Source organism: Nocardia sp. NPDC057440 (assembly GCF_042802915.1).
Taxonomy (GTDB): Bacteria; Actinomycetota; Actinomycetes; order Mycobacteriales; family Mycobacteriaceae; genus Nocardia.
In genome coordinates, this window is record NZ_JBHVDF010000009.1 from 1 (window position 1) to 23,917 (window position 23,917).

Consider the following 23,917-nt stretch of genomic DNA (forward strand, 5'->3'; position numbering starts at 1 on the left):
CGCACGCGCCGAAGGCGCAAGTCTCGACGGCTCGGAAGCGAGACCAAGGGGGCCGCGAACACGCAGCGCCGAAGGCGCTGCCAAAAAACACAGCAAATCAAAATTGAACTCTGTCGGTAGGTTCGCCTACGGTTTCGCGGCATGCGGATGCTGCACACCTCGGACTGGCACATCGGCCGCACGTTCCATGGTGTCGATCTCCTCGCCGACCAAGCTCGGTCGCTGGCTGCCATCGCGGACCTGGTAACCGCGGAGTCGGTGGACGTCGTTGTGGTGCCCGGCGACGTGTACGACAGGTCCATCCCGAGCTCCGATGCGATCGCAGTGTGCAATCGAGGTTTCGAGGCGATCCGAGCGGCCGGAGCGCGGATCGTCGCGACCGCGGGCAACCATGATTCCCCCGCCCGCCTGGGCGCGGGAGCCAGTTTCGCGGCCGCGGGCGGCCTGTATCTGCGCACCACCGTCGCCGACGCCGACCGGCCGGTACTGCTGGCCGACGGACACGGCGAGGTCGCCTTCTACGGGATCCCCTACTTGGAGCCGGAGATCACCCGTGCCGAACTCGGTGTGCCGCAGGCGCGTTCGCATGCGGAGATCCTGGATGCGGCCATGAGCCGGATTCGGGCCGATATCGCCGCGCGGCCGGGAACGCGCACCGTGGTGCTCGCGCACGCCTTCGTCGTCGGTGGCGAAGCGACCGGCTCGGAGCGATCCATTTCGGTCGGCGGGGTGGAGACGGTGCCGATGTCGGCATTCGACGGCATCGACTACGTTGCCCTCGGTCACCTGCATTCGCCGCAGACCCTGTCGGAGTCGGTCCGTTATTCGGGTTCGCCGCTGCCGTACTCGTTCGCGGAGAACTCCCACCGCAAAGCCGTCTGGATCATTGATCTGGATGCCGAAGGGCTGCAATCGGTGTGCCGCCGCGACCTGCCGCCGGTGCGCGGGCTGAGCAGGCTCACCGGCACCCTGGACGAGCTGCTCGCCGATCCCGCGCACGCCGAGGCCGAGGACCACTACGTCTCGGCGACCCTCACCGACCACGCGCGCCCCGTCGATGCCATGCGTAAGCTCCGCGAACGCTTCCCGCATGCCGTGCACGTGGAATGGTCACGCCCCGAGGGCAATCCGGAGCTGCGCTACCGTGAACGAGTGCATGGCCGCCGCGACACCGACGTAGCGCAGAGCTTCCTCGCCGATGTCAGGGGTGTGCCTACCGCGAGCGAAATGCAGTGGCTGGAACGAGCTCTCGCGGCGGCGGTCACCGAACCGGACGCGGTGTCGGCGGCGAGCGGCACGACCCAGGAATTGTCCGCGTGAGCACGGACGCTCGCGCGGGTGGGGCGCGATCCGGGCTGCCGTCTCGGTTGTCGGACGCTGATGGGGTGACCTCGGGCGGCGGGGAACCAGCGTGGACGGTCTCGAGTTCGCCGGCCTGCGGTGACCGCAGGTTCCATTCCGTAAGACAGCGGTCTGCGCTGCCTGGTGCCGGGGTCGTCGCGTGAGACTGCACCGGCTCGAGATGACCGCGTTCGGCCCGTTCGCCGAAACAACAGTCGTCGACTTCGACGCGCTCGGCGCGGATGGGTTGTTCCTGCTGCACGGCCAGACCGGGGCGGGCAAGACCACCGTGCTGGATGCGATCGCGTTCGCGCTGTACAACAAGGTGCCGGGCGCACGCGGCGAGGGAAAACGGTTGCATTCCGATCATGCGCCGGAGCAGACGCCGCCGCGCGTGGTTTTGGAGGCGACGCTGGGCGGGCGGCGAGTGCGGTTGACGCGCACCGCCGAGTTCGAGCGGCCCAAAGTGCGTGGCAGCGGGGTCCGCACCGAACAGGCCAAGGCGACGTTGGAATGGCTGGACGGGCAGGGGCAGAACCTTTCTCGCATACCGGATATCGGCGAGGAGATCGTCCGGTTGCTCGGTATGAGCGCCGAACAGTTCTTCCAGGTGGTGTTGCTGCCACAGGGTGATTTCGCGCGATTCCTGCGGTCGGACAACGAGGATCGCGAGAAGCTGCTCGAAAAGCTTTTCGACACCGAACGATTCGGCACGGCCGAGCAGTGGCTGGCCGACAAGCGCCGAGCGTCGGCCGCCGAGGTGGAGGCGAGCAGGGATGGGATCAATCAACTGATCGCCGAGATTCGAGGTGCGGTGGGACTCGGCCGCGCCGAATCCGTCGAGACGTTGCAGGCGGTGTCGTGGTCGCAGGACCTGCTCGCCACCGCCCGTGCCGGGCTGGCGGCGGCCGCAACGGAAGCCGAAGGCAGGCAGCAAGAGTCGGCGCGGGTGCGGACACTCGCCGAGGAGCAGCGCCGGGTGCACGAGCTGCGCCGCCGGATGACAGTGGCCCGACAACAGCTCGACGAGTACACCCGCGGCGCCGTTCACCGCGCTGATCTGCAAGCCGAACTCGAATCGGCCCGTCGCGCAGCGCCGGTCGACGAGGCGATCGGCGAGGCTCGCGCGGCCGTAATGCACGCGCGCCGCAAGGACGACGAATCTCAGCGCATCGCCGCGCGATTGGCCGGATTGCTCGGCGAGCCGGCGGCTGCCGATATCGCGGGGATCGACCTGATCGCTATCGAGGCCGGTGCCGACGCGTCCCGGATCGTCGGCGCGGACGCCGATGTCGATGCGGCCATTCGACGGTGGAGCGGTCAGATCGGCGCGCTCGACGAGGTAGGCGCCGACGCGGCCGTCGCCACCACGCTGAGCACTGAACTGTCCGGCTTGCATGACGAGGCCGCCGCGCTGACCGCCCGGGTCTGCGAGCTGACTCGGTTGCGCGAAGAGCTTCCCGGATCGATCGTCACCACGGAGAGCAGGCTGCGCGAGGCTACCGAGGCCGCGGCGTCGCTGCCCGGGCTGTCCGCCGAATGCGAACGTCTGCGGATCGCGGCAGCCGCCGCCGTCGAAATCGCCGGACACAGAAGCGCTCTCGACCGTGCGCGGATCGAGTTCGAGTCGGCCCGCACCGCGCACAACGACGCCAAGGAACGGGTGCTGGATCTGCGTGAGCGCAGGCTGGCCGGGATGGCCGCGGAACTCGCCGGACAGTTGTCGCAGGGACAGCCGTGCACGGTGTGCGGCTCCGCCGACCATCCCGCGCCCGCCCGCCCGGCTCCCAGCGCCGTTTCCAAGGACGCCGAGGATGCCGCGGCCGCGACCGAACGCACCGCCGAGGACGCCCGCGACCGCGTGCTGTCGCGCATCACCACACTGGAACGCGACATCGAAGCGTTGATCGCGCGCGGTGGCGACACCGACCGAGTCGAATTGGCCGCCACGCTGCGCACCGCCACCGATCGCTACGAGGACGCCGCCGAACTGGCGGCCCTGTCCGAGAACCTCACGGCCGAACTGTCCCGCCTGCGGGCCGACGAACTTCGCCTGCACGAGGAACTCCGTCGATCCGACACGCGCCGGAGCGCGGTTGCCGCAGGCATCTCGGCCACGACCACCCGCCTCGCCGAACTCACCGCTCGGCTGCGCGCCGCCGCCGGCGCGGACGAGACGATCGATCGCCGCCGCGCCCGCCTGCACACTCTGATCGCCGACGCTACCGCGCTGCGCGACGCGCGCCATGACGCCGCGACTGCGGGCGAACAGGTGACCACAGTCGCCGACCGCGTCGAAAGTCTCGCAATAGCAGCGGGTTTCGCGGTGGCCGAAGATCGGCCGGATCCGCGGCCGGGGATCGTCGCCGGCGACAGCGGAAGTTCGGCTGCGGATAGCGAACCGGTCGATGCGCGTGCGCTCGGTACGGGATCCGAACCAGTCGCGCGACGCGACGACGTGGCCATGCTGACCGCCTACGCGCGGGTGGTGACGGCGGCCGCGCGCACAGCGCATCGGCAAGCCGAGATCGAAGCAGAGCTGGTGGCGGCAGACCGGGCTCGCGCCCACGCGGAAGCCGTTCTCGCGGAACCGGATATCCAAGCGGCGTCCGAGTCCGAACCCAGCGATCTCGCGGCGCTGGCGGCGCTGGTGACCGCCACGCAGGCCGAGCTGAACGTCGCCGTCGCCGCGCACGCGGAGGCGTCGCGTCGGGTGAGTCAGCTGGAGCGTCTCGGCGGTCAACTGTGGGCCGCGGTGGAGCGCATCGCTCCCGTGCAGCGCGCCCACGAGGAACTCGCCGCGCTGGCAGAGGTGGTCGCGGGCAGGGGCGAGAACAACCGTCGAATGTCCTTGCGCTCCTACGTGCTCGCCGCTCGCCTCGAGGAGGTCGCGCTGGCCGGCTCTGTCCGGCTGCGCCGAATGTCGGGCGGCCGCTACGAATTCGTCCATTCCGACAAGGCAGGCCCGCGTGGCCGTCGCGGTGGTCTCGGGCTCGACATCCGTGACGACTACACCGGCGCGGTCCGACCCGCGAAAACCCTCTCCGGTGGCGAAACCTTCATGGCCTCACTGTCATTGGCGCTCGGTCTTGCGGACACGGTCGCCGCCGAGTCGGGTGGCGTCGTCCTGGACACCCTCTTCATCGACGAGGGTTTCGGTGGCCTCGACGCCGACACGCTCGACGCTGTCATGGGCGTATTGGACGAACTCCGTGACGGCGGCCGCGTGGTCGGCGTTGTCAGCCATGTCGACGAAATGCGCCAGCGCATCCCGAGTCGCCTGCACGTCCTGCGCGGCCGCGCGGGCTCCCGCCTCGAAACTACTGTCGCCTGAGTGCCGATCGGCTGTCCATCGGTACCGGCGATGAGCGCAGGGGTCGGCCACAGCGGCACCGCCGGCCGCGATGTCTCCGGCGTCGCGCAGAAAGTGCGGGCGCGTCGAGGTCGGCCACGGCGCGTTGTTCGGTTCGGCGGTCAGGAATTCGGTTCGGTCATCGGACTGCTCAGTCTCAGCTGATGCGTGGGGCTTTCGTGATCGAGCAGCCAGCTCTTCACCTCCAGTCCCCAGCGGAACCCGCCGAGAGCGCCGCCGATGCGGAAGATGCGATGGCAGGGGACGAAGAGGGCGGCGGCGTTGCGGGCACAGGCGTTGGCGGCCGCACGGGTGGCGTTGGGGCGGCCGGAGATCACGGCGTAGTCGGTGTAGGTGATCGGGCTTCCCGCGGGGACTGTCCGCAGTACTTCCCATGCGTGCACGAGAAATTCGCCGGATTGCTGGCGGACGGGAATGTCGTCGATCGCGGTCAGATCACCGTCGTGATAGGCGGTGATCGCTCGGGTCACCTCGCCGAGCGAATCACGGTGGCGTAATCCGGCGGGCCGCAGGCTCGGGTGGATCAGCCCGCGCAGGTTCTCGGCGTCGGCGGTCCAACCGGAGGCCAATACCGCCCCGTCGGCGTCCACCAGTGCCGTGAACGGGCCGATCGGCGTTTCGGTGATTGCGAAAGCAGCTGTGGTGGTTGCCATTTCGGTAGTTCGGTGGGGAATTGCGATCGCAGCGGTCATGATTCGGCACTCGCTTTCGAGTTGGCAGGGGCGATCAGGAGTTGGTGCGCGGCTTCGAACGAGCCGTCGACTTGGTCGTCGCTTTGGTGCCGCGGCCCGCCAGTGCCGTCTTCCACAGGTGCATGGACAGATACGAGCGCCACGGCGCCCAGCGGGAGGTGTCGGTGAGGTCGAGGCCGAGCAGGCTCGCACCCTGCCGGACCACCAGGTCGGTGTCGAGCAGGATGTCCGGGTCGGCGAGCAGGCGCATGGTGACGTAGTCGGCGGTCCACGGTCCGACACCGTCGAGACCTATGAGTTCGCGGCGCAAATCCGTTGCGGTGCGTCCTTGGTGCAGCACGAGCTCGCCTGTGGCGAGTGCTTCGGCGACGCCGACGATCGAGCGGATACGCCGGGCTGGGCCGGTCAGCACCTCCGCGCCGCGTTCGGCGATCGCGGCGGGAGTCGGGAAGAGCAACGGCACCGGTCCGTCCACGCGCTCGCCGAGTGCCTCGACCAGCCGCGCGGTGTGGGTGGCGGCCGCGGCGACCGAAATCTGTTGCCCGATCATGGTGCGCAGCAGCAACTCCGGTCCGTCCAGGCAGCCGGGCACCCGGATTCCCGGTGTGAAGGCAGGCTGACGGTGATCGGTGAGGCGTGCGGTCACGCCGACATTGAACGGGTGCTGTGCGGGTGCGGTCCCCGCGTCGGGCAGGTCGGTGCCGTCCGGTATGAACTCCGCAGCGTCGTGGCGGTGTGCCACGGCTCGTCGCGAGGCGACCGTTTCGTAATCCAATCGGGTCACCCGGCTCTGCTCCGTCGGCGCCGCAGCGGGACTGGCGCCGAGCGCCTCGTCGATGCCGACCGGGTCGGCGTCCAAGTCCAGTAGATGGCGTAGTCGCGCGACGGTCGGGGCCAGGTCGCGCATATCGTGCAGCGCCAGTTCGGCGCGCACATGGTCGCGTTGGAAGCTCAGCCGGATCGTCGCGTGCCCGTGCGGCGTGCGCAGGTTTCTCGTGTAGGCGCGGTCCTCCCACAGTTCCATCCCGGGCGCGACATGCGAAGACAGGAACCACTCCAGCCACGCCCGATCCAGCGGCTCCCGGTACGGCAACCGCAGTGTCAGCGAACCATTCGCCGGCGGGATCACCTGACCGTTCCCTGAACGCGTCACCCGCTGGGCCTCGGTCCGCATGGTGGTGGGACTGACCGCGAACACTTCACGGACGGTGTCGTTGAACTGACGGATACTGGCGAATCCGGCGGCGAAGGCGATGTCGGACATCGGCATGCTCGTGGTCTGGATCAGCAGCCGGGCCGTGTGTGCGCGATGCGCCCGCGCCAAAGCCAGCGGCCCGGCGCCGAGCTCGGTGGTGAGCACCCGGGTGAGCTGGCGTTGCGAGTAGCCGAGCGTCGCGGCGAGCGCGGGCACTCCACCGCGCTCGATGACGCCGTCGCCGATGAGCCGCATCGCCCGGGCGGCCAGATCCGCGCGGGTGTTCCAGAGCGGCGATCCCGGCGCGGCATCGGGCAGGCAGCGGCGGCATGCGCGATATCCGGCCAACTGCGCCGCCGCGGCTGTCGGCAGGAACGTCACATTGGTCGGCTTCGGCGTGATTGCCGGACACGAAGGGCGGCAATAGATTCCGGTGGTGCGCACCGCAGTGAAGAACTGGCCGTCGAATCGGGAGTCCTTGGTGGACACCGCTCGATAGCAGCGCTCGAAATCCAATGCCGTGATCGTCACCCCAACCACAATGGCAGCAACCCTCGCTGTGCGCTAGCGGAAATCCGCCACTACCCCCTAGGGGGCTCAACAGCAGCGGTTGCTGGGGTTGCGATCGGCGTCGGCGTGGCGGGTACGCCAGTACTCGCGTTCGGTGGGGATTTCGCAGCCGGGATGGGCGCGGCGCAGATGCGCGATGTAGCGCTGATAGTCCTGACCGCCGAGAACCGAGTTGAACCACCAGCCGAACGCGCGCACCGCAGTGCCGCAGGCGGCCGCGGCCGCGCGTAGCCCCGCACCGGCCGGTCGCGGGGACCGGCCGGTGCGCGGGGCGTCGGATGCGGTCAATGCCCTCGGGCGTGTGCGGCGCCCGGTGCACGGACCTGCCCCGATTCGATCAGGGCGTCCCATTCCTTCTGTACTTCCTTCTCCGCGGGAGTGGCGATGAACCCTCGTGGCGCGAAGATCTTCGATGGTTCCTCCGGTGATTCGCTGCTCGGGCCGCCGCCCGCACGCCACGCGCGCACACAGACCACGACGCCGACCACCGCGACGATCAGCACGAGCACCGCGAAGATGATCGACAAACTGCCCTGGATGAACGTGTTGCGCACGATCTTGTCCATGTCGTCGACATTCTTGGCAGGCGCCAACAGCTTTCCGGCATCGCGGGCCGTGCTGTAGTTACTGTGCTGCTTCCAGTATCCCAGCTTCGGATCGGCCGAGAAGATCTTCTGCCAGGACGCGGTCATGGTCACCGTCAGATCCCAGATCAGCGGCAACGCCGGGATCCAGGCCCATTTGACCAGGCCCTTCTTGATCAGAATGGTCAGCACAACGGTCAGCGCGATCGCCGCGAGCAGCTGGTTGGAAATGCCGAACAGCGGATACAGCGTGTAGATGCCGCCCAGCGGATCGGTGACGCCCATCAGCAGTACCGAACCCCATGCGGTGACCACGACGGCCGAGCAGATCCACGCGCCGGGCCGCCACGACGGGTCCTTGAACTTCTTGGCCGGTCCGCCGAGATTGCCGAGAGAGTCCGAGAGCATGAAGCGCGCGACACGGGTGCCCGCGTCGATCGTGGTGAGGATGAACAGCGCCTCGAACATGATCGCGAAGTGGTACCAGAACGCTTTCATGCCGGAGCCGCCGAGGAACTGCGACATCACCTGGGCCATGCCCACCGCCAGCGTCGGCGCGCCGCCGGTGCGCGAGACGATGCTGGTCTCGCCGACTTCGGTCGCGGCCCTGGTGAGCTCTGCGCCGGTGATGGGGTCGCCGCTGAGTCCGAGCGAATTGGTGTAGGCGGCCGCCTTATCGGCGGTTCCGCCGGTGAGCCCGGCGCCCGCGTTCATCGCGAAGTACAGGTGCTGGTCGATGATGCTGGCGGTGATGATCGCCATGACCGCGACGAATGACTCCATCAGCATGCCGCCGTAGCCGATCATCCGCGCGTGTGACTGCTTCTCCAGCAGCTTGGGCGTGGTGCCGGAGGAAACAAGGGCATGGAATCCCGACAGCGCACCGCACGCGATGGTGATGAACAGGAACGGGAACAGGCTGCCCGCGAAGGACGGGCCGTTGCCGGTGTGCGCGAACTCCGACACCGCGGGTGCCTTCAGCACCGGCATGGTGATCACGATGCCGATGGCCAGCAAGCCGATGGTGCCGATCTTCATGAAGGTCGACAGGTAGTCGCGGGGTGCGAGCAGCAGCCACACCGGCAGCACCGAGGCGACGAAGCCGTAGAGGATCAGCATCCACGCGATGGTCGTGCCGGACAGGGTGAACAGGTCACGGCCCCAACCGGACTCGGAGACCCAGCGCCCGGAAATAATGGCGAGCAGCAGCAGCGCGAACCCGACGACGGAGACCTCACCGACCCGGCCCGGTCGCACATACCGCAGGTAGACGCCCATGAAAAGGGCGATCGGGATCGTCATGCCGATGGAGAACACGCCCCACGGGCTGCCGCCGTGCAGTTGGCCGTCCGCGCCCTTGACCGCGGCGAGCGCCTGCACGACGACGATGCCGAGCACCGCGAGCAGGATCATCATGATCACCAGCACCGCGACGATGGCCGCGACGCCGCCGATCGGGCCGAGTTCGTCGCGGGCCATCTGCCCGAGCGAGCGGCCGCGGCGCTTCGACGAGGCCCACAGCACCAGGTAATCCTGCACCGCACCCGCGAAAACGACGCCGACGATGATCCAGATCGTGCCCGGCAGGTAGCCCATCTGCGCGGCGAGCACCGGGCCGACCAGCGGACCAGCGCCCGCGATGGCGGCGAAGTGGTGTCCGAAGAGCACCCGCCGGTCCATCGGCATGTAGTCCTTGCCGTTTTCCAGTTCTTCAGCGGGCGTTGCCACGTCGTCGCGCGGCTTGGTGATCTTGTATTCGATGAGCCGCGAGTAGAACTGGAAGGCGATCACGTAAGTACAGACCGCCGCGATCACGATCCACACGGCGTTGACGTTCTCGCCTCGCGCGATGGCGACCACGGCCCACGCGACCGCGCCGAAAACCGCGATGACGGCGAACACCGCCTTCTTGGCCGGGGTTATCGGGGACCTATCGACAACGCCGACGGGCGGCAATTCGGGGTCGGTCCGTAAATATTCGATTGTCGCCATCCGCCCTACTCTCCTGTAAAACGCGCAGGATCTTGCTGAAACACGTGACAACGTATCCGATCGGTGACGGCGTGCGGGCGCGTTTCCCGACTCCTTCGGCCGACGTTAAATATTGTTCGTGTGTCGGCCATCACCTCGGTGTTGCCGGACGTATGCTGCCATGCGGTTCGTGATGCGCTACATCCGCCCCGAGGACGGCTGACCTGTATCCCACCCGATATCCCCACTTCTGGCAGTTCGCGATGCGCTGTGCCCGGCCGGGCCAGGGTTAGTCTCGATCGCCATGCGTCCGCCTTCACTGGATTCAGCGCAGCCCGCCCCGCCGGTTCGGCAGCTACGCCGGCGCACTCTGCTGGCCTCGGCCCTGGCCGCGCCGCTGCTCGCCCCAGGGTGCGGCGCCGATGACGACGCCTTGACCTTCTTCTTCGGCGCCCGGCCACAGGAAGCGCGGGTGCGGCAGCGCATCATTCAGGAATTCCAGAAAACCCACCCGGACATCAAGATTCGCACCATTGTGTCGGGGCCCGATGCACTGCAGCAGATGCTCACCTATTGTGCGGGCGGCAAATGTCCCGACATCATCATGGCCTGGGAACTGCTCTACGCCAGTCTCGCCGAGCGCGGCGTGCTCCTGGACTTGAACCCCCTGCTCCAGCGCGACGCCGAGCACGCCGCCGCGCTGCGCGGTGACGGATTCCCGACGCTGTATGACACATTCACCTATTCCGGTGGGCAATACGCGCTGCCCGAGCAATGGTCCGGGGTGTTCCTCTATTACAACCGACAGCTGTTTTCCGAGGCCCGACTGACCCCGCCCGCGCGCTGGTCCGAGGCGTGGAGCTTCGCTGAATTCCTTGATGCGGCAAGGGCTCTCACCCATCGTGAGTCCTCGGGCCGAGCGCGGCAATGGGGCTTCACCGACGCGTGGGTGCCGTATTTCTCGGCGGCCTGCTTCGGCATGAACAACGGGGTGGAGTGGTTCACGCCGTCGGTGGGGCCGACCGGAACCAATCTCGGCGATCCCCGGTTCGCCGAGGGGTTCCAGTTCTACGCCGATCTCGCGATGCGGCATCGCGTCGCGCCGAGAGTCGCGGACCAGCAATCGGTTTCGGCGCCAGACCTGTTCCGGCGCGGCAAGGCCGGGATGATGATGGGCGGACACTGGCTGTACTCCGAATTCGTCGGCAAGAAGGACCTCGACGTCGATCTCACGGTGCTGCCGGTCGGTCCACATGGTGGTCCCGGCGCGATCAGCGATGTGGGATGCACCGGTCTGTCCATCGCGGCGGACAGCCCGCGCATCGAACAGGCCTGGGAATTCGTCAAATTCGCGACCGGCCCGGTGGGCCAGTCCATCATCGCCGCATCGGGCCTGTTCGTCCCTGTCCTGAAATCGGCCATGGGTTCGCGCGGTTTCGCCGACGCGCACCGCGAAATCCGCAACCTGGAAGTCCTCACCGGTGGCCCCGCCAGCTCCCGCCCCCTGCCGGTCACCCCCGCTTGGGGCAAGGTTTCGGCCCTTCTCGAACGCGGCGGCAACCGAGTTCTCCGCGGCGCCGCCACCGCGGCTTCGCTCAACGGCGACTTCACCGCCGATATCAACGCCCTCCTGGAGCCCACCACATGACCACGCTGCGCGATCGCCTGTCGAGCGGCACCCGGCTGCGGCACACCTCGACCAGTGCCCACCACCCTGTGCGACTCGTCGAACGCGGGCGGCTGGCCCGGCGGCGAGAGCGGGCGGGATGGTTGTTCGTGGCGCCGAATCTGGCGGCGGTGGGGGTGTTTTTGCTTTTTCCGTTGGGGTTTTCGCTGTATTTGAGTTTTCACGCATGGGATTTGTTCAGCCCGCCCCGGTTCGTAGGCGTGGCGAACTATCAGCGGTTGTTCGGGGCCGATCCGCTGTTTCTCATCGCGTTGCGGAATACGGCGGTTTTCACGGTGCTGACGCTGGTGCCGACGGTGGTGATCGGGTTGGGCGTCGCCGCGGTGCTCAACCGAAAGCTGGCGGGGATCGGCATCTTTCGGACCATCGCGTTTCTGCCGTTGGTGGCTTCCACCGTGGCCATGGCTGTGGTGTGGCGGTTCATTTTCACCAGTGACGACGGGCTGCTCAACATCGTGCTCGGCTGGGTCGGCATCGATCCGGTGCCGTGGTTGATCGATCCGGACTGGGCGCTGGTGTCGCTGAGCATCGTGACCGTGTGGAAGAGCGTGCCTTTCGCGACGGTGATCCTGCTGGCCGCTATGCAGGGGGTGCCGGAGACGCTGTACGAGGCGGCGAAGATCGACGGTGCCGGTGCGCTGCGGCGGTTCTGGTCGATCACGGTGCCGCTGATTCGGGGACCGCTGTCGTTCGTCTTCGTCATCACGATCATCAACTCGGTGCAGGCCTTCGACCAGGCGTATGCGCTGACCGGCGGCAACGGCGGGCCGGAGACGGGCACCTATCTGCTCGGAATCATGCTGTTCCAGAACGCGTTCAGCTTCTATGAGGTCGGGTACGCGGCGGCGCTGGCCTGGGTGATCTTCGCGATCCTGCTAGTGGTGACCTTGGTGCAGTTGCGGTTCGCGCGGCGCGAGGAGGTCGAATTGTGAACGCCTACCGGGTTGTTCGCCGTTCACCATCGATAGATCGCAGCGCCGACCTAGTGGAGCAGCCGGCGCCAGCGCCAGCAGGCACACCAGCCGCCGAGGTCGGTGCCCGGGGCAGTCGGGTTCAGCGGGCAATCGTCCGACGTACGCTGCGCGGCACCCTCGTCTATGTTGCTCTGGTAGGTGTCGCCTGGTGCGCGCTCGCCCCGATCCTGTGGGCGCTGTCGGGCTCACTGAAGCGTGACGGCGAGATCACCGACCCGACACTGCTGCCCGCGCGACCGCAGTGGTCGAACTATGGCGAGATCTTCGATCTGCTGCCGCTGGGCCGGATGTTGCTCAACACCACCGTCTACGCGCTGTGCGTCACCGCGGGGCAGGTCTTCTTCTGCGCGCTGGCTGGATATGCCTTCGCACGCTTGCGATTTCGCGGTCGGGACGCCTTGTTTCTCGCCTATCTCGGCACCCTCATGGTGCCGCTGACGGTCACGGTGATCCCGCAATTTCTGATCATGCGCGCTTTCGGCTGGGTGGACACCCCGTGGGCGATGATCGTGCCCGGCCTTTTCGGCAGCGCGTTCGGCACCTACATGATGCGCCAATTCTTCCGCACCCTGCCCGCGGAGCTCGAGGAAGCGGCCATCATCGACGGCTGCACCACCTGGCAGGTCTTCTGGCGCGTCCTGCTCCCGCACACCCGCCCCGCTCTCATGGTGCTGGCCGTCCTCACCTGGATCGGCGTCTGGAACGACTTCCTCTGGCCGCTGGTCATGATCCAACGCAATGAGATTGCCACCGCTACTCTGGGTTTGGTGCGATTGCAAGGCCAGTACCACACCCAATGGCCGATCCTGATGGCCGCCGCCATGGTCCTGCTCGCGCCGCTGCTGGTGATCTACGCGATCGCGCAGAAGTCTTTCGTCAGTGGCATCGCGCAGTCGGGGATCGGCGGCCGCTGAGTTCTGCTCGGTCGCGCTGGTTGCGGTCGTCCTCGCCCTTCCCTCGGCTGAAAGCCGGTGCACACCTGGTGAAACCGGCCCATCGGTCGTTGTCCGGCACCCCGAGAACCGCCGTCAGGATGCGCGCACGCGGCCGGGCGTCCATGGGCGAACCCGGCCGCGCTCGTCACCGGTCTACTCGCCCCAATAGGTGCCGAAGCTCCAGATATTGCCTTCGGGATCGCGGACGGTGAAGCCGCGGGACCCGTAGTCCTCATCGCGCAGGCCGCGCACCACCTCGGCGCCTGCGGCCGTGGCGCGTGCGAAGAGGTCGTCAGGGTTGTCGCAGACGACGTAGGTGGAGTCGTTGCCGGGGGAGCGCTGTCCGAACACGGTGTCGTCGCGGCCGTGGGAGCCGAACATGATGCCGCCGCCGAGCGGCCAGCGCAGCTCGCCGTGTTCGACGATCGACGGGTCGTCCTCGCGGGCGTAGACGCCGGTTTCCTCGAAGCCGAAGGCCTCGACGAGGAAGGCGGACATCGCGCGAGCGTCGTGGAAGATCAGGCAGGGCCAGATCGCGGTGGCGGTGCGGGTGGTGCTGGTTGCTGTCGTGGGATTCGTCATGTCTCCAGCCTCATCCGGCGAACCCCGCGTCGTCTTGGACGGATGGAATCTCCTCGGCCAGCCAGGTGGTCGGGCTGCAACCGGCCAAGTCCGCGAAGTCGCGGTTGAGGTGGGCCTGGTCGTAGTAGCCACAGATTGCCGCGACCTGGGCAATGCTCACGAAGGACGGGGTGCGTTCGATCATGTGCCGCGCACGTTCGAATCGGGCGACCCGCGCGGCCAGCTTCGGGCCGAGGCCGAACTCCGCGCCGAAACGGCGGGCCAGGTGCTGCCTACTCCAGCCGATCTTCTCGGCCAGCGGACCGATGGGCGCGGTGCCGCCGGTGTCGATCAAAGTCTGCCAGGCCCAGGTCAATTCGGGTGTCACCACCCGGTCGTGGCAGGCCAGATCGGTCAGTGTGCGATCGCAGGCGGCGAATCGGTCCGGCCAGGCGGGCAAGGTCTGGAGTTGCTCCCACAGTTGGCGCCCGGCCGGACCGATCACGTCCGCGCATTCCAGCGACATGTTCCAGAGCTCACTCGCGGGCATACCGAACAGGGTGCGACAGCCCAGTGGAGTCAGGGCGATCGCCACCCCCTCTTGGAAACCGTCATGGGCGATGGTCGCACTGCTCGCCTGCAGACCGCTGAGCACACAGCCGTAAGTGTCGGGTGTCTGACGCGGATCGGTGTGCGCGACAACGTCGATGGTGTGCCCGATGGCGACGATGAACGTCATGTGCCGCGACGGCAGTCCCCGATGCAGTCCGGGCGCGAACCCGGACATGCGATAGCCGACGTAGCGGTCGATGAAGGCCGCGAGCGCGGGTGCCGGTCGTGCCGTCACCACTTCGGTGGTCGGCTCCATGAACGTCACGCTACGCCCGCCGCCGGTTCCCGCAACCCCACAGGCGGCTGGTCGGAGCGCAACGCGGAACAGCGCCTGCCACGGCTTCATCGGCTATCCCGACGGCTCTGGTCCCTCTGCATCGGGTCGTCGGGGTCGTGCGTGATCGGCGTGCCGCCGGGTCGTCCATGCCCACCGAGCGTCGCGACAGGGTGGGTGTGTCGCTCAGCTCGCGACGTTGATGTGCGCGCGGATCAGCTGCGGGTCGGCCGCCGCGTCGAGCATGCACGTGGCGAGATCGGCTCTGGCGATTCTGATCCCGAACGTCACGTTGCGCTCGATCGCGGTCCGGTAGGAGCCCTTCCCCGGTTTGTCGGTGAGTTGGGGTGCGCGGATGATCGTCCAGTCCAGCGCGGTGTCACGCACCGCTTGTTCGGCCGCGGCCATATCGTCGAGGCTGTGCCGCAGCAGCGGACGCAGGATGAGCGGCTTGACCACGAAGCGGGTGAACCAATCGTCGCCTGGCCCTGCGATTCTGGCGCTGTTGCTGACCAGGATGATGCGGCGGACGCCGGCCGATTCCATGGCCTTGGTGATGGACAGGGCGGTGTCGGTCGCGACAGTCGTCGGTCCGGTGTCTCTGGATCCGATGGTGTCGAGCACGGCGTCCGCGCCCCGGATCGCGTCTGTGAGCGATCCGGGGTCCAGGACGTCGGCAGGCACGACCCGTAGCCGGGGATGGTCCTGGATCGAGTGCTCACCGCGGACTACCGCGGTCACCTGGTGCCCGGCCGCCAAGGCCCGGTGCACGAGGTGCCCGCCGGTGCGTCCGGTTGCGCCGAAAATCGTGAGCCGCATGTCGAGCCCTTCTAGTTGGTGAGTATTCACTAACCTAGGATGGGTGAGTACTTACTAACTTGTCAACAGGGAGGCACCGTGGGAACGCGCGATCAGATCCTCGACGCCGCCGCCGAGATCATGCGCAACCGTGGGGTCGCCTTCGCTACCACCAAGGAGATCGCCAAGGCCGCGGGGTATTCGGAAGCCGCGCTCTACAAGCACTTCAGCGACAAAGAAGACCTCATACTCAATGTCCTGCGGCATCGCATGCCGGGTTCGATCGACGCCGGGCCGCGGCCGGGTGCGGCCACGGTGGAAGACAATCTCGCCGCGATGGCGCGCGGCGCGTTGAGCTTCTATCAGCAATCGCTGCCACTGCTCGGCGGCCTGTTGGCGCAGCCGAAACGGATGGCGGCACACCGCGATTCGATGAATCGCCATGGCGCGGGCCCCGGTCGTGCGATCGCGGGCATGGCCGGCTATCTGCGCGCCGAGCAGGAACTCGGCCGAGTCGATTCGGCCGCCGACGTCGACACAGTCGCGGCCCTCCTCGACGGAGCCTGCTTCCATCAGGCCTTCCTGCGCTTCTATGAAGCGGGACCCGATGCGACGCCCGCGCCGGACGAACTCGCCCGGAATCTCGCGCGGACACTCACCCGGGCCCTCGGTCCGGAGGCGGGCGGAGAATCTCGCGGCTGAACCTCTGCGGTCGATGCCCGGCTGCACGCGCGGCAGTGGGATCAGCCCGCTGTCCGAGCCGTCGGCAGTCGCCACAGCTCGACAGCTGAGCCGAACTGCCGACTGTGCCCGGCTGCGCGATCGGTGTTCGGAGCTCGGCGGCCGCCGCCGGACTGGCTGCCCCTTCGGCGGTTGTTGTCGGCCCCATCGGCCGTCGGCGTGAACCGCATCGCACTCGCTCACGAGGCTAACGGGGCGGCGCGGCGGCGGCCCGAACCTGCCTCTCAGCCGATGTCGAGCGACGGTGAGATGGAGCACTCCGGCCGTCGAGGCACTGCGGAAACACACTCTCGTCCGGTTACCGTTACCGCTTCTAAGCATTTTGGAGGTGTGATGCGGCGGGTTCAATACGAGCGCAGCGGTGGTCCGGAGGTACTCGAGGTCGTGTCGGTCGAGGCGCCGACGCCGGGCCCGGGTGAACTTCTGGTTCGGGTCGAGGCGATCGGGGTGACCCTGCCGGTGGTCCGCAAGGTGCGTGAGCCGCGGGAGCCGATCGCGCTGGGCGGAGAGATCGCGGGTGAGGTGGTCGCGGTCGGCGAGGGCGTCACCGGATACGCACCTGGCTACCGCGTGACCGGAATGGTGTTCGGCCACGGTTACGCCGATTACGCGCTGCTGTCGGTGGCGATGGCGTCGCCCATTCCCGACGGCGCCTCCGCCGTCGATGCTGTCGCGCTGCTGCGCAGCGGGCTCGTCGCGTTGGGTGCGCTCGACGCCGTGAACCCGAGAGACGGGGAAGCCGCGCTGGTCACGGCCGCCGCGAGCGGCGTTGGGCACCTTGCTGTTCAGCTGGCGCGGGTGCGCGGTGCGACGCGGGTGGTCGCTGCGGTCTCTGATCTCGCCAAGGCGGATTTCGTGCGTGACCTCGGCGCGGACCAGGTGGTCGAATACGGGCAGGAGTCGTGGGGCGACCCCGTCGACTACGCGCTCGACGCGGTCGGCGGCGAACTGCTCACCCCCGCCGTCGCGGCGCTCGCACCAGGCGGACGGCTGGTCGCCTACAGCTCAGGAGGCGGCACGATCCAGGCCTACGACCTGCTCGTCGGAGCAAAGTCGGTGACCGGTTTCCAGCTGGCGCTGATCGCCAGGAACTCCCCGGATCTGTACGAGCACTGGCGGCAGGAACTGTGGCAGTACTTCGCCTCGGGTCAGCTGCGCCCCGCCGTCCACGCGGAATTCGCACTCGACGACGCCGCAGCGGCGCACGCCGTTGTCGAAGACCGCGCCAACCTCGGCAAGGTCGTCCTGATTCCCTGACATGCCCGAAGCCTGTGTCGCCGCCCCATCCGGTGCGCGGCGGCGCAGGCCGTGCGACAGCCGTTCGGCGACGGTGCGGGAACAGCGACCCGGACCGCCGCGTAGACTCTGCTCCTCGTGAGTCTCACCCTCGGAATCGTCGGCCTGCCCAACGTCGGAAAGTCGACGCTGTTCAACGCGCTGACCAAGAACGACGTGCTTGCGGCGAACTACCCGTTCGCGACAATCGAGCCGAACGTCGGGGTGGTGCCACTGCCGGACCCGAGGCTGAACAAGCTCGCCGAGATCTTCGGTTCCGAGCGCATCGTGCCCGCTGTGGTGTCGTTCGTCGACATCGCGGGCATCGTGAAGGGCGCGTCCGAGGGCGCGGGCCTCGGCAACAAGTTCCTCGCCAACATTCGTGAGGCCGACGCCATCTGCCAGGTGGTTCGGGTGTTCGCCGACGACGACGTCATCCACGTCGACGGTCGGGTCGACCCGACCTCCGACATCGAGGTGATCGAGACCGAGCTGATCATCGCCGACATGCAGACGCTGGAGAAGGCGATCCCGCGGCTGGAGAAGGAAGCCAGGGTCAAGAAGGACCGCAAGCCGGTTCTCGACGCCGCCAAGGCCGCCCAGGAAGTCCTCGATTCCGGCGCGACCCTCTTCTCGGCCCGCGCGAAGCTGGACAACGAACTGTTGAAAGAGCTTTCGCTGCTCACCACCAAGCCGTTCCTCTACGTCTTCAACGCCGACGAGTCGGTGCTCACCGACGAGGCGAAGGTCGCGGAACTGAAAGCCGCTGTGGCCCCGGCCGATGCGGTGTTCCTCGACGCCAAGGTCGAATCCGAACTGCTCGAGCTCGACGACGAATCCGCCACCGAACTCCTCGAATCCATCGGCCAGACCGAACCCGGTCTGCACGCCCTCGCCCGCGCCGGCTTCCACACCCTCGGCCTGCAGACCTACCTCACCGCAGGCCCGAAAGAGGCCCGCGCCTGGACAATCCACCAGGGCGACACCGCCCCCAAGGCCGCAGGCGTCATCCACACCGACTTCGAACGCGGCTTCATCAAGGCCGAAGTAGTCTCGTTCGCCGATCTCGTCGAACACGGCTCCATGGCGGCGGCGAAGGCGGCGGGCAAGGTTCGGATGGAAGGCAAGGACTACATCATGGTCGACGGGGACGTTGTCGAGTTCCGCTTCAACGTGTAATTCGTTGCGCCCGGGGGCAAATGAAAGAGCCCAGGCGCATGAAGTGTTGCAGAGGCAGCGCTGGGGCGTTCTCCAACAGGATAGTGTTCCTGCGCACCGATTTCGAACACGTCCCGCCGTTCAGCCGAAGAGGAAGTTGTTCAGAGCCAGTATCGCTCTGTTTGCCGCCGCATGGTCGGGATGTGTCCTCGACCGGTGCCGAGCGAAGTGATGGGCGAGCAGCTCGCGATCTGTGCGGTCCCATGCCGCTGCTAGCTCAGCTACTCGTACTCGACCGAGAATATCCGCGATCTCCTCGCCGAGAAGATGCAGAGCGGCGAGGTCGACGTCCAGTTCAGCTCTGATCAGCAGATCGGTACGTGCTCGGTAGAGCGCTGCTCGAATGTCAGCGTCTTCCTGGTACCAGCTGCACACTGTCGCGATGTCGCCGACATCCTTGTACTCGCCGTTGACGGATCGATCGCACCAAGCCTTCAACTTGAGCGCGGCGTAGCCTGCTGGCACGGGAATCCGCACCCGATAGCCGCTCGGTAATCGCAACTCGATCGAATGGGCGAAGACCTCCCGGAAGCCGAAGACGTCGAGCGATTCTGTCCTGCCTGGTAGGGAGGTCGTTCCGGCGGGGTCTTCGATGTCGCCGAACGGCACTACATCGACCGCGACTCCCGCGATCGAAAAACGGATATCGGTGGTTCCCGACCGAGGTAGCGCCGCGATGATCCGTCGATATTCGGCATCGCCGTCGACGGCGATGGCGATGTCCACATCACTCGTAGAGCGTAGTAGATCGGTGCGACCAAAGGCTGTGTGCAGCAAGTCGCGACAGTGCGCACCGATGACCATGATCGATGTGTCGTCAGCCTTAGCGCCTGAGATCAATTCGACCACCACGCTGTCGATCAGATCCAATGACTGTGTACCGATTCGGAGAGGGTCAAACAAGTTGGTCCCTCCTCAATGTTCTCGCCACCTCGGATTGTCGTGGCTCACTGGACGTCAGGAGATCTGCGTAGATCATGAGCGGAGGGGCCGCAGACCTGGTGAAGACACCGTTTCGATCGGATGGGGCCGCCCAGTTGGGCTCCTTCCAGAATTTCTGGCGAACCTCGATATTCGAGTCGTCGGACTTCTGCCAGCCGTTTCGGATGGCTTCTGCGAGGTCGAAGTGCTCGACGTAAATCGTGAGTGTCTGTGGTTGCCGGATCAATTCAACAGCAGATTCTCCACTCACGAAGTATCCATGGGGCGGCGACCAGCTTTCGATACTTCCGCTGAAGGAGCTACGCCGGATTTTCGGCAGGAGTGCACCTCGGAATGCAGCGGCCCATAGGTCGAGCAGTTCATCGCGACGTTGTAGTGATCTTCCGATGAGGTAGTCGGACTCCTTCATGATTTCGAGCGTCGACTGCGCGATCCCCACCGACGTTCCGGCGGCCTCTGCAATCTTGCGAACCGGCATATCCACGAGATCCGGCCATGCCAGCAACACGAAGAGGACCTGCATCCGTCGAGCGCTGAACAGGTTGGCATCCGCAGGGCGATGACTCGGCTCCCTGGTTGGACTACGACGTCCGCGGATATCTACCAGTACAGGGCCGAAGTTCAGATGCGCGTTTCCTGCGTAATCGATGTAGTCGATTTCGGCGGCACGGAGTGCCTCCGCAGTGCGACTGGTGATCTGTGGGCCGATCACCAGCAGTCGATGCGCGCGGTCTTGCTGGTCGACTCGCGATAGTTCTGACAGAGTCGCGTGCGGCAACCAAGCCATCCGATATGTCATATCGAAGCCGTGGCGGCTCACGTTGACGATCGCGGTCTGATCCGACGTCCAGTGCTGTACGGAGAACTCGATCGATAACTCCGACAGCGCCTGGGCTGTCGAGTTTTCGATGTCACGGTGTTGCGTTCGGTCGGCCACGTTGTTCAGTTTAATTGAACACTAGGGAATATTGAACACTGCCGCGCCGGGCCGCCAGCAGGTCACTCGGTTGGGCTGGACGGTGCGGGCCGAGGCGTCTGCGCTCCGAGTGCCCGCGCCGCCGCCTCGACGGCTTGGCAGGCTCAGCGGGCGGCCCGGAATTTTCGACCACTGCCGGCACAGGGCGGCGTAGCGCTGGGTTGTTTCGGCATCGAGCCCGCAACCGAGAACGGTCTGCGCATGCGGCACCCAATCATTGGCGGCGGGACCGCCACGGCGGCGTGTTCAAGGCGCATTTCAGCAGCTCGGGGCGTGCTTGTGCCCGCAGGCAGCAGGAGAAGGGGCATCCCACCGCGTTGAGCCGAACCGCGCGGTATGCGGCAGAAGGGGACGTTCCAACAGCAACGGTCCCGCCTGTAGGTCGCTACGAACGGGACCGTTCAGGTTCGCGCGGTATGCGGCATTTGCGGATGTTGTCGGCTAGAGGCGTATCGCCGTACGGACGAGGTCGGCGACGGCTTTGGATCTGCTGTGTGGTGGCCAGGCGATGACGGTCGTGACGGCCGGTGCGTCCGGCACCGGCACGATGGCGTGATCGTCGCGTAGCTGGGCTCGGAGCGACTCGGGCATGACCGCGCAGGCCCGTCCGAGCCTGATCAGCTGGGTCAACTGGGTATGGTCGCGAACCTGCGGGCCGGGGCCGTCCGGATAACTTCCATCCCGTCGAGGCCAGCGCGGCAGGGGCAGGTCCGTCAGGGCGTTGACCTCGGCCATCGACACGTGGGGTCGGTTGGCGAGGGGGTGCCCCGCGGGCAGGACCACGACCTGCTGTTCGGTGTACAGGTCCTCGGTGTCGAATCCGGCCGTCGTGTCGTAAGGCCGGTGGAGCAGAGCAACGTCGGCGCGCCCGTTGCGTAGCAGGCTTTCCGGTTCGCCGGGCCCGCATAGCATCACCTCAACGGCGATGGCGCCCGGTTCGGCGGCGTAGGCGTCGAGCAATTTCGACAACAGTTCGCTGGACGCTCCGGCCTTGATGGCCAGCACTACCCCGGGCCGCTCGGCCGCGGCGCGTCGGGTGCGGCGCTCGGCGGCTTCGACCGCTTCGAGGGCGATCCGGGCCTCCCACAGAAGCACCGACCCGGCCTCGGTCAAAGTGATTGCGCGAGAATTACGGTGCAGCAGAACGACTCCGAGCCGTCGTTCGAGCTGCTGGATCGCCCGCGACAGCGGTGGTTGCGCCATCGCGAGCCGTTGTGCCGCCCGCCCGAAGTGCAACTCCTCGGCGACGGCGACGAAGTATCGCAACTCCCGCGTCTCCACCATGTCATCGTATCCGGTGCTTACCACGACCAATACCCGTGCGGTATCGCCGCCCACCCAATCGATCTTGGACGCCCCACCCGAGTCCGCAACATGATCAACGGCATGAGTAAACGGACGATCGCGCTGGTGACCGGCGCGAACAAAGGAATCGGATACGAGATCGCGGCGGGCCTGGGCGCCCTTGGCTGGCGAATCGGTGTGGGCGCGAGGGATCAACAACGCCGCGACACTGCGGTGGAGAAGCTGCGCGCTGCCGGGACCGATGCGTTCGGTGTGCCGCTGGACGTGACCGACGACGCGAGTGTGGCTGCGGCGGCCGAGTTGATTGCCGACCATGCCGGAGGGCTCGATGTCCTGGTGAACAATGCCGCGATCAACGGCGTCACCGGCGATATGCCGCAGACACCGACCACTGTCGATCCCGCGACCGTGCGAGCTATCGTGGAAACCAACGTGATCGGGGTCATTCGGGTGACCAACGCGATGCTGCCGATGCTGCGCGCGTCGGCTTCACCGCGAATCGTCAACATGTCCAGCAGTGTCGGTTCGCTCGCCCTGCAAACCACACCCGGCATCGACATGGGCCCAGTTCCTGCTGCCTATTTGGCGTCGAAGACCTTCCTGAACGCCGTCACCATCCAATACGTCAAGGAACTGGGTGATACCAACATCCTGATCAACTCAGGCTGTCCCGGTTTGACCGCCACCGACTTCACCGGTTTTAGCGGCGACCGTACACCGCAACAGGGTGCGGCCATCGCGATTCGCCTCGCGACCCTGCCGGACGACGGCCCGACCGGCGAATTCCTCAACGACGCCGGAGCGGTGCCCTGGTGACGGGCACACCCGTGCGAACCGTTCCCGTTCCCGAAGTCGGCCGCGACCGGCGCGCCGGAGGAGAAGCAAGACAATGACAAAGGCAGTCAGGTACGACGAATTCGGCGGAATCGACGTCCTACGGATCGACGAGGTCGACCGCCCAGTGCCCGGGGAAGGGCAGGTCCTGGTGCAGGTGAGAGCGGCAGGCATCAACCCCGGTGAGGCGGCATTACGCACCGGCGCGATGACGGACATCTTTCCCTCGACCTTTCCGTCCGGGCAGGGCAGCGATCTCGCCGGAGTTGTCGTCGAGATCGGCGCCGGAGCCGACCGATTCTCGGCCGGCGACGAGGTGATCGGATTCTCCGAGAAGCGAGCCGCTCAGGCCGAACTGGTCCTGGTCGACGTCGACAACCTCACACCCAAACCGAGGAACGTCTCATGGGAGGTGGCGGGCGGCCTATACATTGCCGGCGTGACTGCATGGGGGGCAGTGCATTCCGTACAGCTCGAGAAGGGCGAGAGCGTCGTCATCTCCGGAGCAGCCGGAGGAGTCGGATCGATCGCGGTTCAGCTCGCGCGCCGTGCCGGAGCCACGGTCCTCGGCCTGGCGAGCGACAGCAACCACGAGTGGCTGCAAAGCCACAGCGTGATCCCCGTGGCATACGGTGACGGCGTCAGGGACCGGATCAAGGCCGCCGCACCCAACGGCGTCCATGCCTTCATCGACACCTACGGCGACGGGTACGTCGAACTGGCCCTCGCTCTCGGCGTCGCAATCGAGCGGATCGACACCATCATCGATTTCGCAGCAGCCGCGAAGTATGGGGTCAAGACTGAACCCGGGCCCAACGGCAGGCCAGGCGCCGAGGTCCTCGCCGAACTGGCCGGCCTGATCGCCGACGGACACCTCGAAGTTCCTATCGCGAACGTCTACCCGTTGACACAGGTCCGTCAGGCATACACCGAACTCGAACGCAGACACACCCACGGCAAAATCGTGCTGAGGCCCTAGCTGGCACCACACAGTGCGGCGCGCTTTCGGGGACTGCTCAACCGCGGGCTGATTCCCGTCAGCACGGTTGTCTGCCACCC

At 66.7% G+C, this 23,917-nt stretch carries 20 protein-coding genes; 10 read left to right on the top strand and 10 right to left on the bottom strand.

Annotation, left to right across the window (positions count from 1 at the left end; genetic code table 11):
* Nucleotides 1–141 precede the first annotated feature (141 nt).
* Nucleotides 142–1,320: an exonuclease SbcCD subunit D gene (locus ACFU4Z_RS19495; protein WP_379064861.1), complete on the top strand. Its 1,179-nt coding sequence runs from the start codon at nucleotides 142–144 to the stop codon at nucleotides 1,318–1,320.
* Between the two features lie 181 nt (nucleotides 1,321–1,501).
* Nucleotides 1,502–4,675: an AAA family ATPase gene (locus ACFU4Z_RS19500; protein ID WP_379064863.1), complete on the top strand. Its 3,174-nt coding sequence runs from the start codon at nucleotides 1,502–1,504 to the stop codon at nucleotides 4,673–4,675.
* A gap of 140 nt (nucleotides 4,676–4,815) precedes the next feature.
* Here the strand turns inward: ACFU4Z_RS19500 and ACFU4Z_RS19505 are convergent, their stop codons facing one another.
* The 4 genes from ACFU4Z_RS19505 to ACFU4Z_RS19520 form a co-directional block, all read right to left on the bottom strand.
* Complete coding sequence (locus ACFU4Z_RS19505; RefSeq protein ID WP_379064865.1) at nucleotides 4,816–5,367, bottom strand: methylated-DNA--[protein]-cysteine S-methyltransferase; 552 nt, start codon at nucleotides 5,365–5,367, stop codon at nucleotides 4,816–4,818.
* Nucleotides 5,368–5,440: 73 nt separating this feature from the next.
* On the bottom strand, nucleotides 5,441–7,132 hold the full coding sequence (locus ACFU4Z_RS19510; protein ID WP_379064867.1) for a DNA-3-methyladenine glycosylase 2 family protein: 1,692 nt from the start codon (nucleotides 7,130–7,132) through the stop codon (nucleotides 5,441–5,443).
* 66 nt (nucleotides 7,133–7,198) lie between these two features.
* Nucleotides 7,199–7,369, bottom strand: a complete 171-nt coding sequence (locus ACFU4Z_RS19515) for a YbdD/YjiX family protein (RefSeq protein WP_379065373.1) — start codon at nucleotides 7,367–7,369, stop codon at nucleotides 7,199–7,201.
* Nucleotides 7,370–7,455: 86 nt separating this feature from the next.
* Entirely contained in the window at nucleotides 7,456–9,747 is a 2,292-nt protein-coding gene (locus ACFU4Z_RS19520) for a carbon starvation CstA family protein (protein WP_379064869.1), read from the bottom strand.
* Between the two features lie 283 nt (nucleotides 9,748–10,030).
* Between ACFU4Z_RS19520 and ACFU4Z_RS19525 the strand changes: the two genes are divergently transcribed.
* The 3 genes from ACFU4Z_RS19525 (at nucleotide 10,031) to ACFU4Z_RS19535 (ending at nucleotide 13,301) form a co-directional block, all read left to right on the top strand.
* Nucleotides 10,031–11,374 (top strand): ABC transporter substrate-binding protein, encoded by a 1,344-nt coding sequence (locus tag ACFU4Z_RS19525; RefSeq protein ID WP_379064871.1) that lies wholly within the window; start codon nucleotides 10,031–10,033, stop codon nucleotides 11,372–11,374.
* A 92-nt stretch (nucleotides 11,375–11,466) separates the two neighbouring features.
* A complete protein-coding gene (locus ACFU4Z_RS19530; protein ID WP_379065375.1) occupies nucleotides 11,467–12,345 on the top strand; it encodes a carbohydrate ABC transporter permease in 879 nt (292 codons plus the stop codon).
* A 131-nt stretch (nucleotides 12,346–12,476) separates the two neighbouring features.
* Entirely contained in the window at nucleotides 12,477–13,301 is an 825-nt protein-coding gene (locus ACFU4Z_RS19535; RefSeq protein WP_379065378.1) for a carbohydrate ABC transporter permease, read from the top strand.
* 174 nt (nucleotides 13,302–13,475) lie between these two features.
* Here ACFU4Z_RS19535 and ACFU4Z_RS19540 read toward each other — a convergent pair whose 3' ends face one another.
* From ACFU4Z_RS19540 to ACFU4Z_RS19550, 3 genes are all read right to left on the bottom strand, one after another.
* Nucleotides 13,476–13,904, bottom strand: coding sequence for a VOC family protein (locus ACFU4Z_RS19540; RefSeq protein ID WP_379064873.1), 429 nt, complete (start codon nucleotides 13,902–13,904; stop codon nucleotides 13,476–13,478).
* 10 nt (nucleotides 13,905–13,914) lie between these two features.
* On the bottom strand, nucleotides 13,915–14,751 hold the full coding sequence (locus ACFU4Z_RS19545; protein ID WP_379064875.1) for a helix-turn-helix domain-containing protein: 837 nt from the start codon (nucleotides 14,749–14,751) through the stop codon (nucleotides 13,915–13,917).
* Between the two features lie 204 nt (nucleotides 14,752–14,955).
* Nucleotides 14,956–15,588, bottom strand: a complete 633-nt coding sequence (locus ACFU4Z_RS19550; protein WP_379064877.1) for an NAD(P)-dependent oxidoreductase — start codon at nucleotides 15,586–15,588, stop codon at nucleotides 14,956–14,958.
* Nucleotides 15,589–15,666: 78 nt separating this feature from the next.
* On the opposite strand from ACFU4Z_RS19550, the gene ACFU4Z_RS19555 reads away from it, so the two are divergent.
* The 3 genes from ACFU4Z_RS19555 (at nucleotide 15,667) to ychF (ending at nucleotide 18,762) form a co-directional block, all read left to right on the top strand.
* Nucleotides 15,667–16,269, top strand: coding sequence for a TetR/AcrR family transcriptional regulator (locus tag ACFU4Z_RS19555; protein WP_379064878.1), 603 nt, complete (start codon nucleotides 15,667–15,669; stop codon nucleotides 16,267–16,269).
* A gap of 372 nt (nucleotides 16,270–16,641) precedes the next feature.
* A complete protein-coding gene (locus tag ACFU4Z_RS19560; protein WP_379064880.1) occupies nucleotides 16,642–17,565 on the top strand; it encodes a zinc-binding alcohol dehydrogenase family protein in 924 nt (307 codons plus the stop codon).
* A gap of 117 nt (nucleotides 17,566–17,682) precedes the next feature.
* Complete coding sequence (gene ychF, locus ACFU4Z_RS19565) at nucleotides 17,683–18,762, top strand: redox-regulated ATPase YchF (protein ID WP_379064882.1); 1,080 nt, start codon at nucleotides 17,683–17,685, stop codon at nucleotides 18,760–18,762.
* Between the two features lie 120 nt (nucleotides 18,763–18,882).
* Here ychF and ACFU4Z_RS19570 read toward each other — a convergent pair whose 3' ends face one another.
* The 3 genes from ACFU4Z_RS19570 to ACFU4Z_RS19580 all read right to left on the bottom strand — a co-directional run bounded on the left by ACFU4Z_RS19570 (nucleotide 18,883) and on the right by ACFU4Z_RS19580 (nucleotide 22,057).
* A complete protein-coding gene (locus tag ACFU4Z_RS19570; RefSeq protein WP_379064884.1) occupies nucleotides 18,883–19,527 on the bottom strand; it encodes a hypothetical protein in 645 nt (214 codons plus the stop codon).
* 169 nt (nucleotides 19,528–19,696) lie between these two features.
* Nucleotides 19,697–20,680, bottom strand: a complete 984-nt coding sequence (locus ACFU4Z_RS19575) for a type IV toxin-antitoxin system AbiEi family antitoxin (RefSeq protein ID WP_379064886.1) — start codon at nucleotides 20,678–20,680, stop codon at nucleotides 19,697–19,699.
* 480 nt (nucleotides 20,681–21,160) lie between these two features.
* Nucleotides 21,161–22,057: a LysR family transcriptional regulator gene (locus ACFU4Z_RS19580; protein ID WP_379064888.1), complete on the bottom strand. Its 897-nt coding sequence runs from the start codon at nucleotides 22,055–22,057 to the stop codon at nucleotides 21,161–21,163.
* Nucleotides 22,058–22,105: 48 nt separating this feature from the next.
* Here ACFU4Z_RS19580 and ACFU4Z_RS19585 point away from each other — a divergent pair, with 48 nt between their 5' ends.
* A complete protein-coding gene (locus ACFU4Z_RS19585; RefSeq protein WP_379064890.1) occupies nucleotides 22,106–22,840 on the top strand; it encodes an SDR family NAD(P)-dependent oxidoreductase in 735 nt (244 codons plus the stop codon).
* A gap of 73 nt (nucleotides 22,841–22,913) precedes the next feature.
* Nucleotides 22,914–23,837 (top strand): NADP-dependent oxidoreductase, encoded by a 924-nt coding sequence (locus ACFU4Z_RS19590; protein WP_379064893.1) that lies wholly within the window; start codon nucleotides 22,914–22,916, stop codon nucleotides 23,835–23,837.
* The last annotated feature ends 80 nt before the right edge of the window (nucleotides 23,838–23,917 follow it).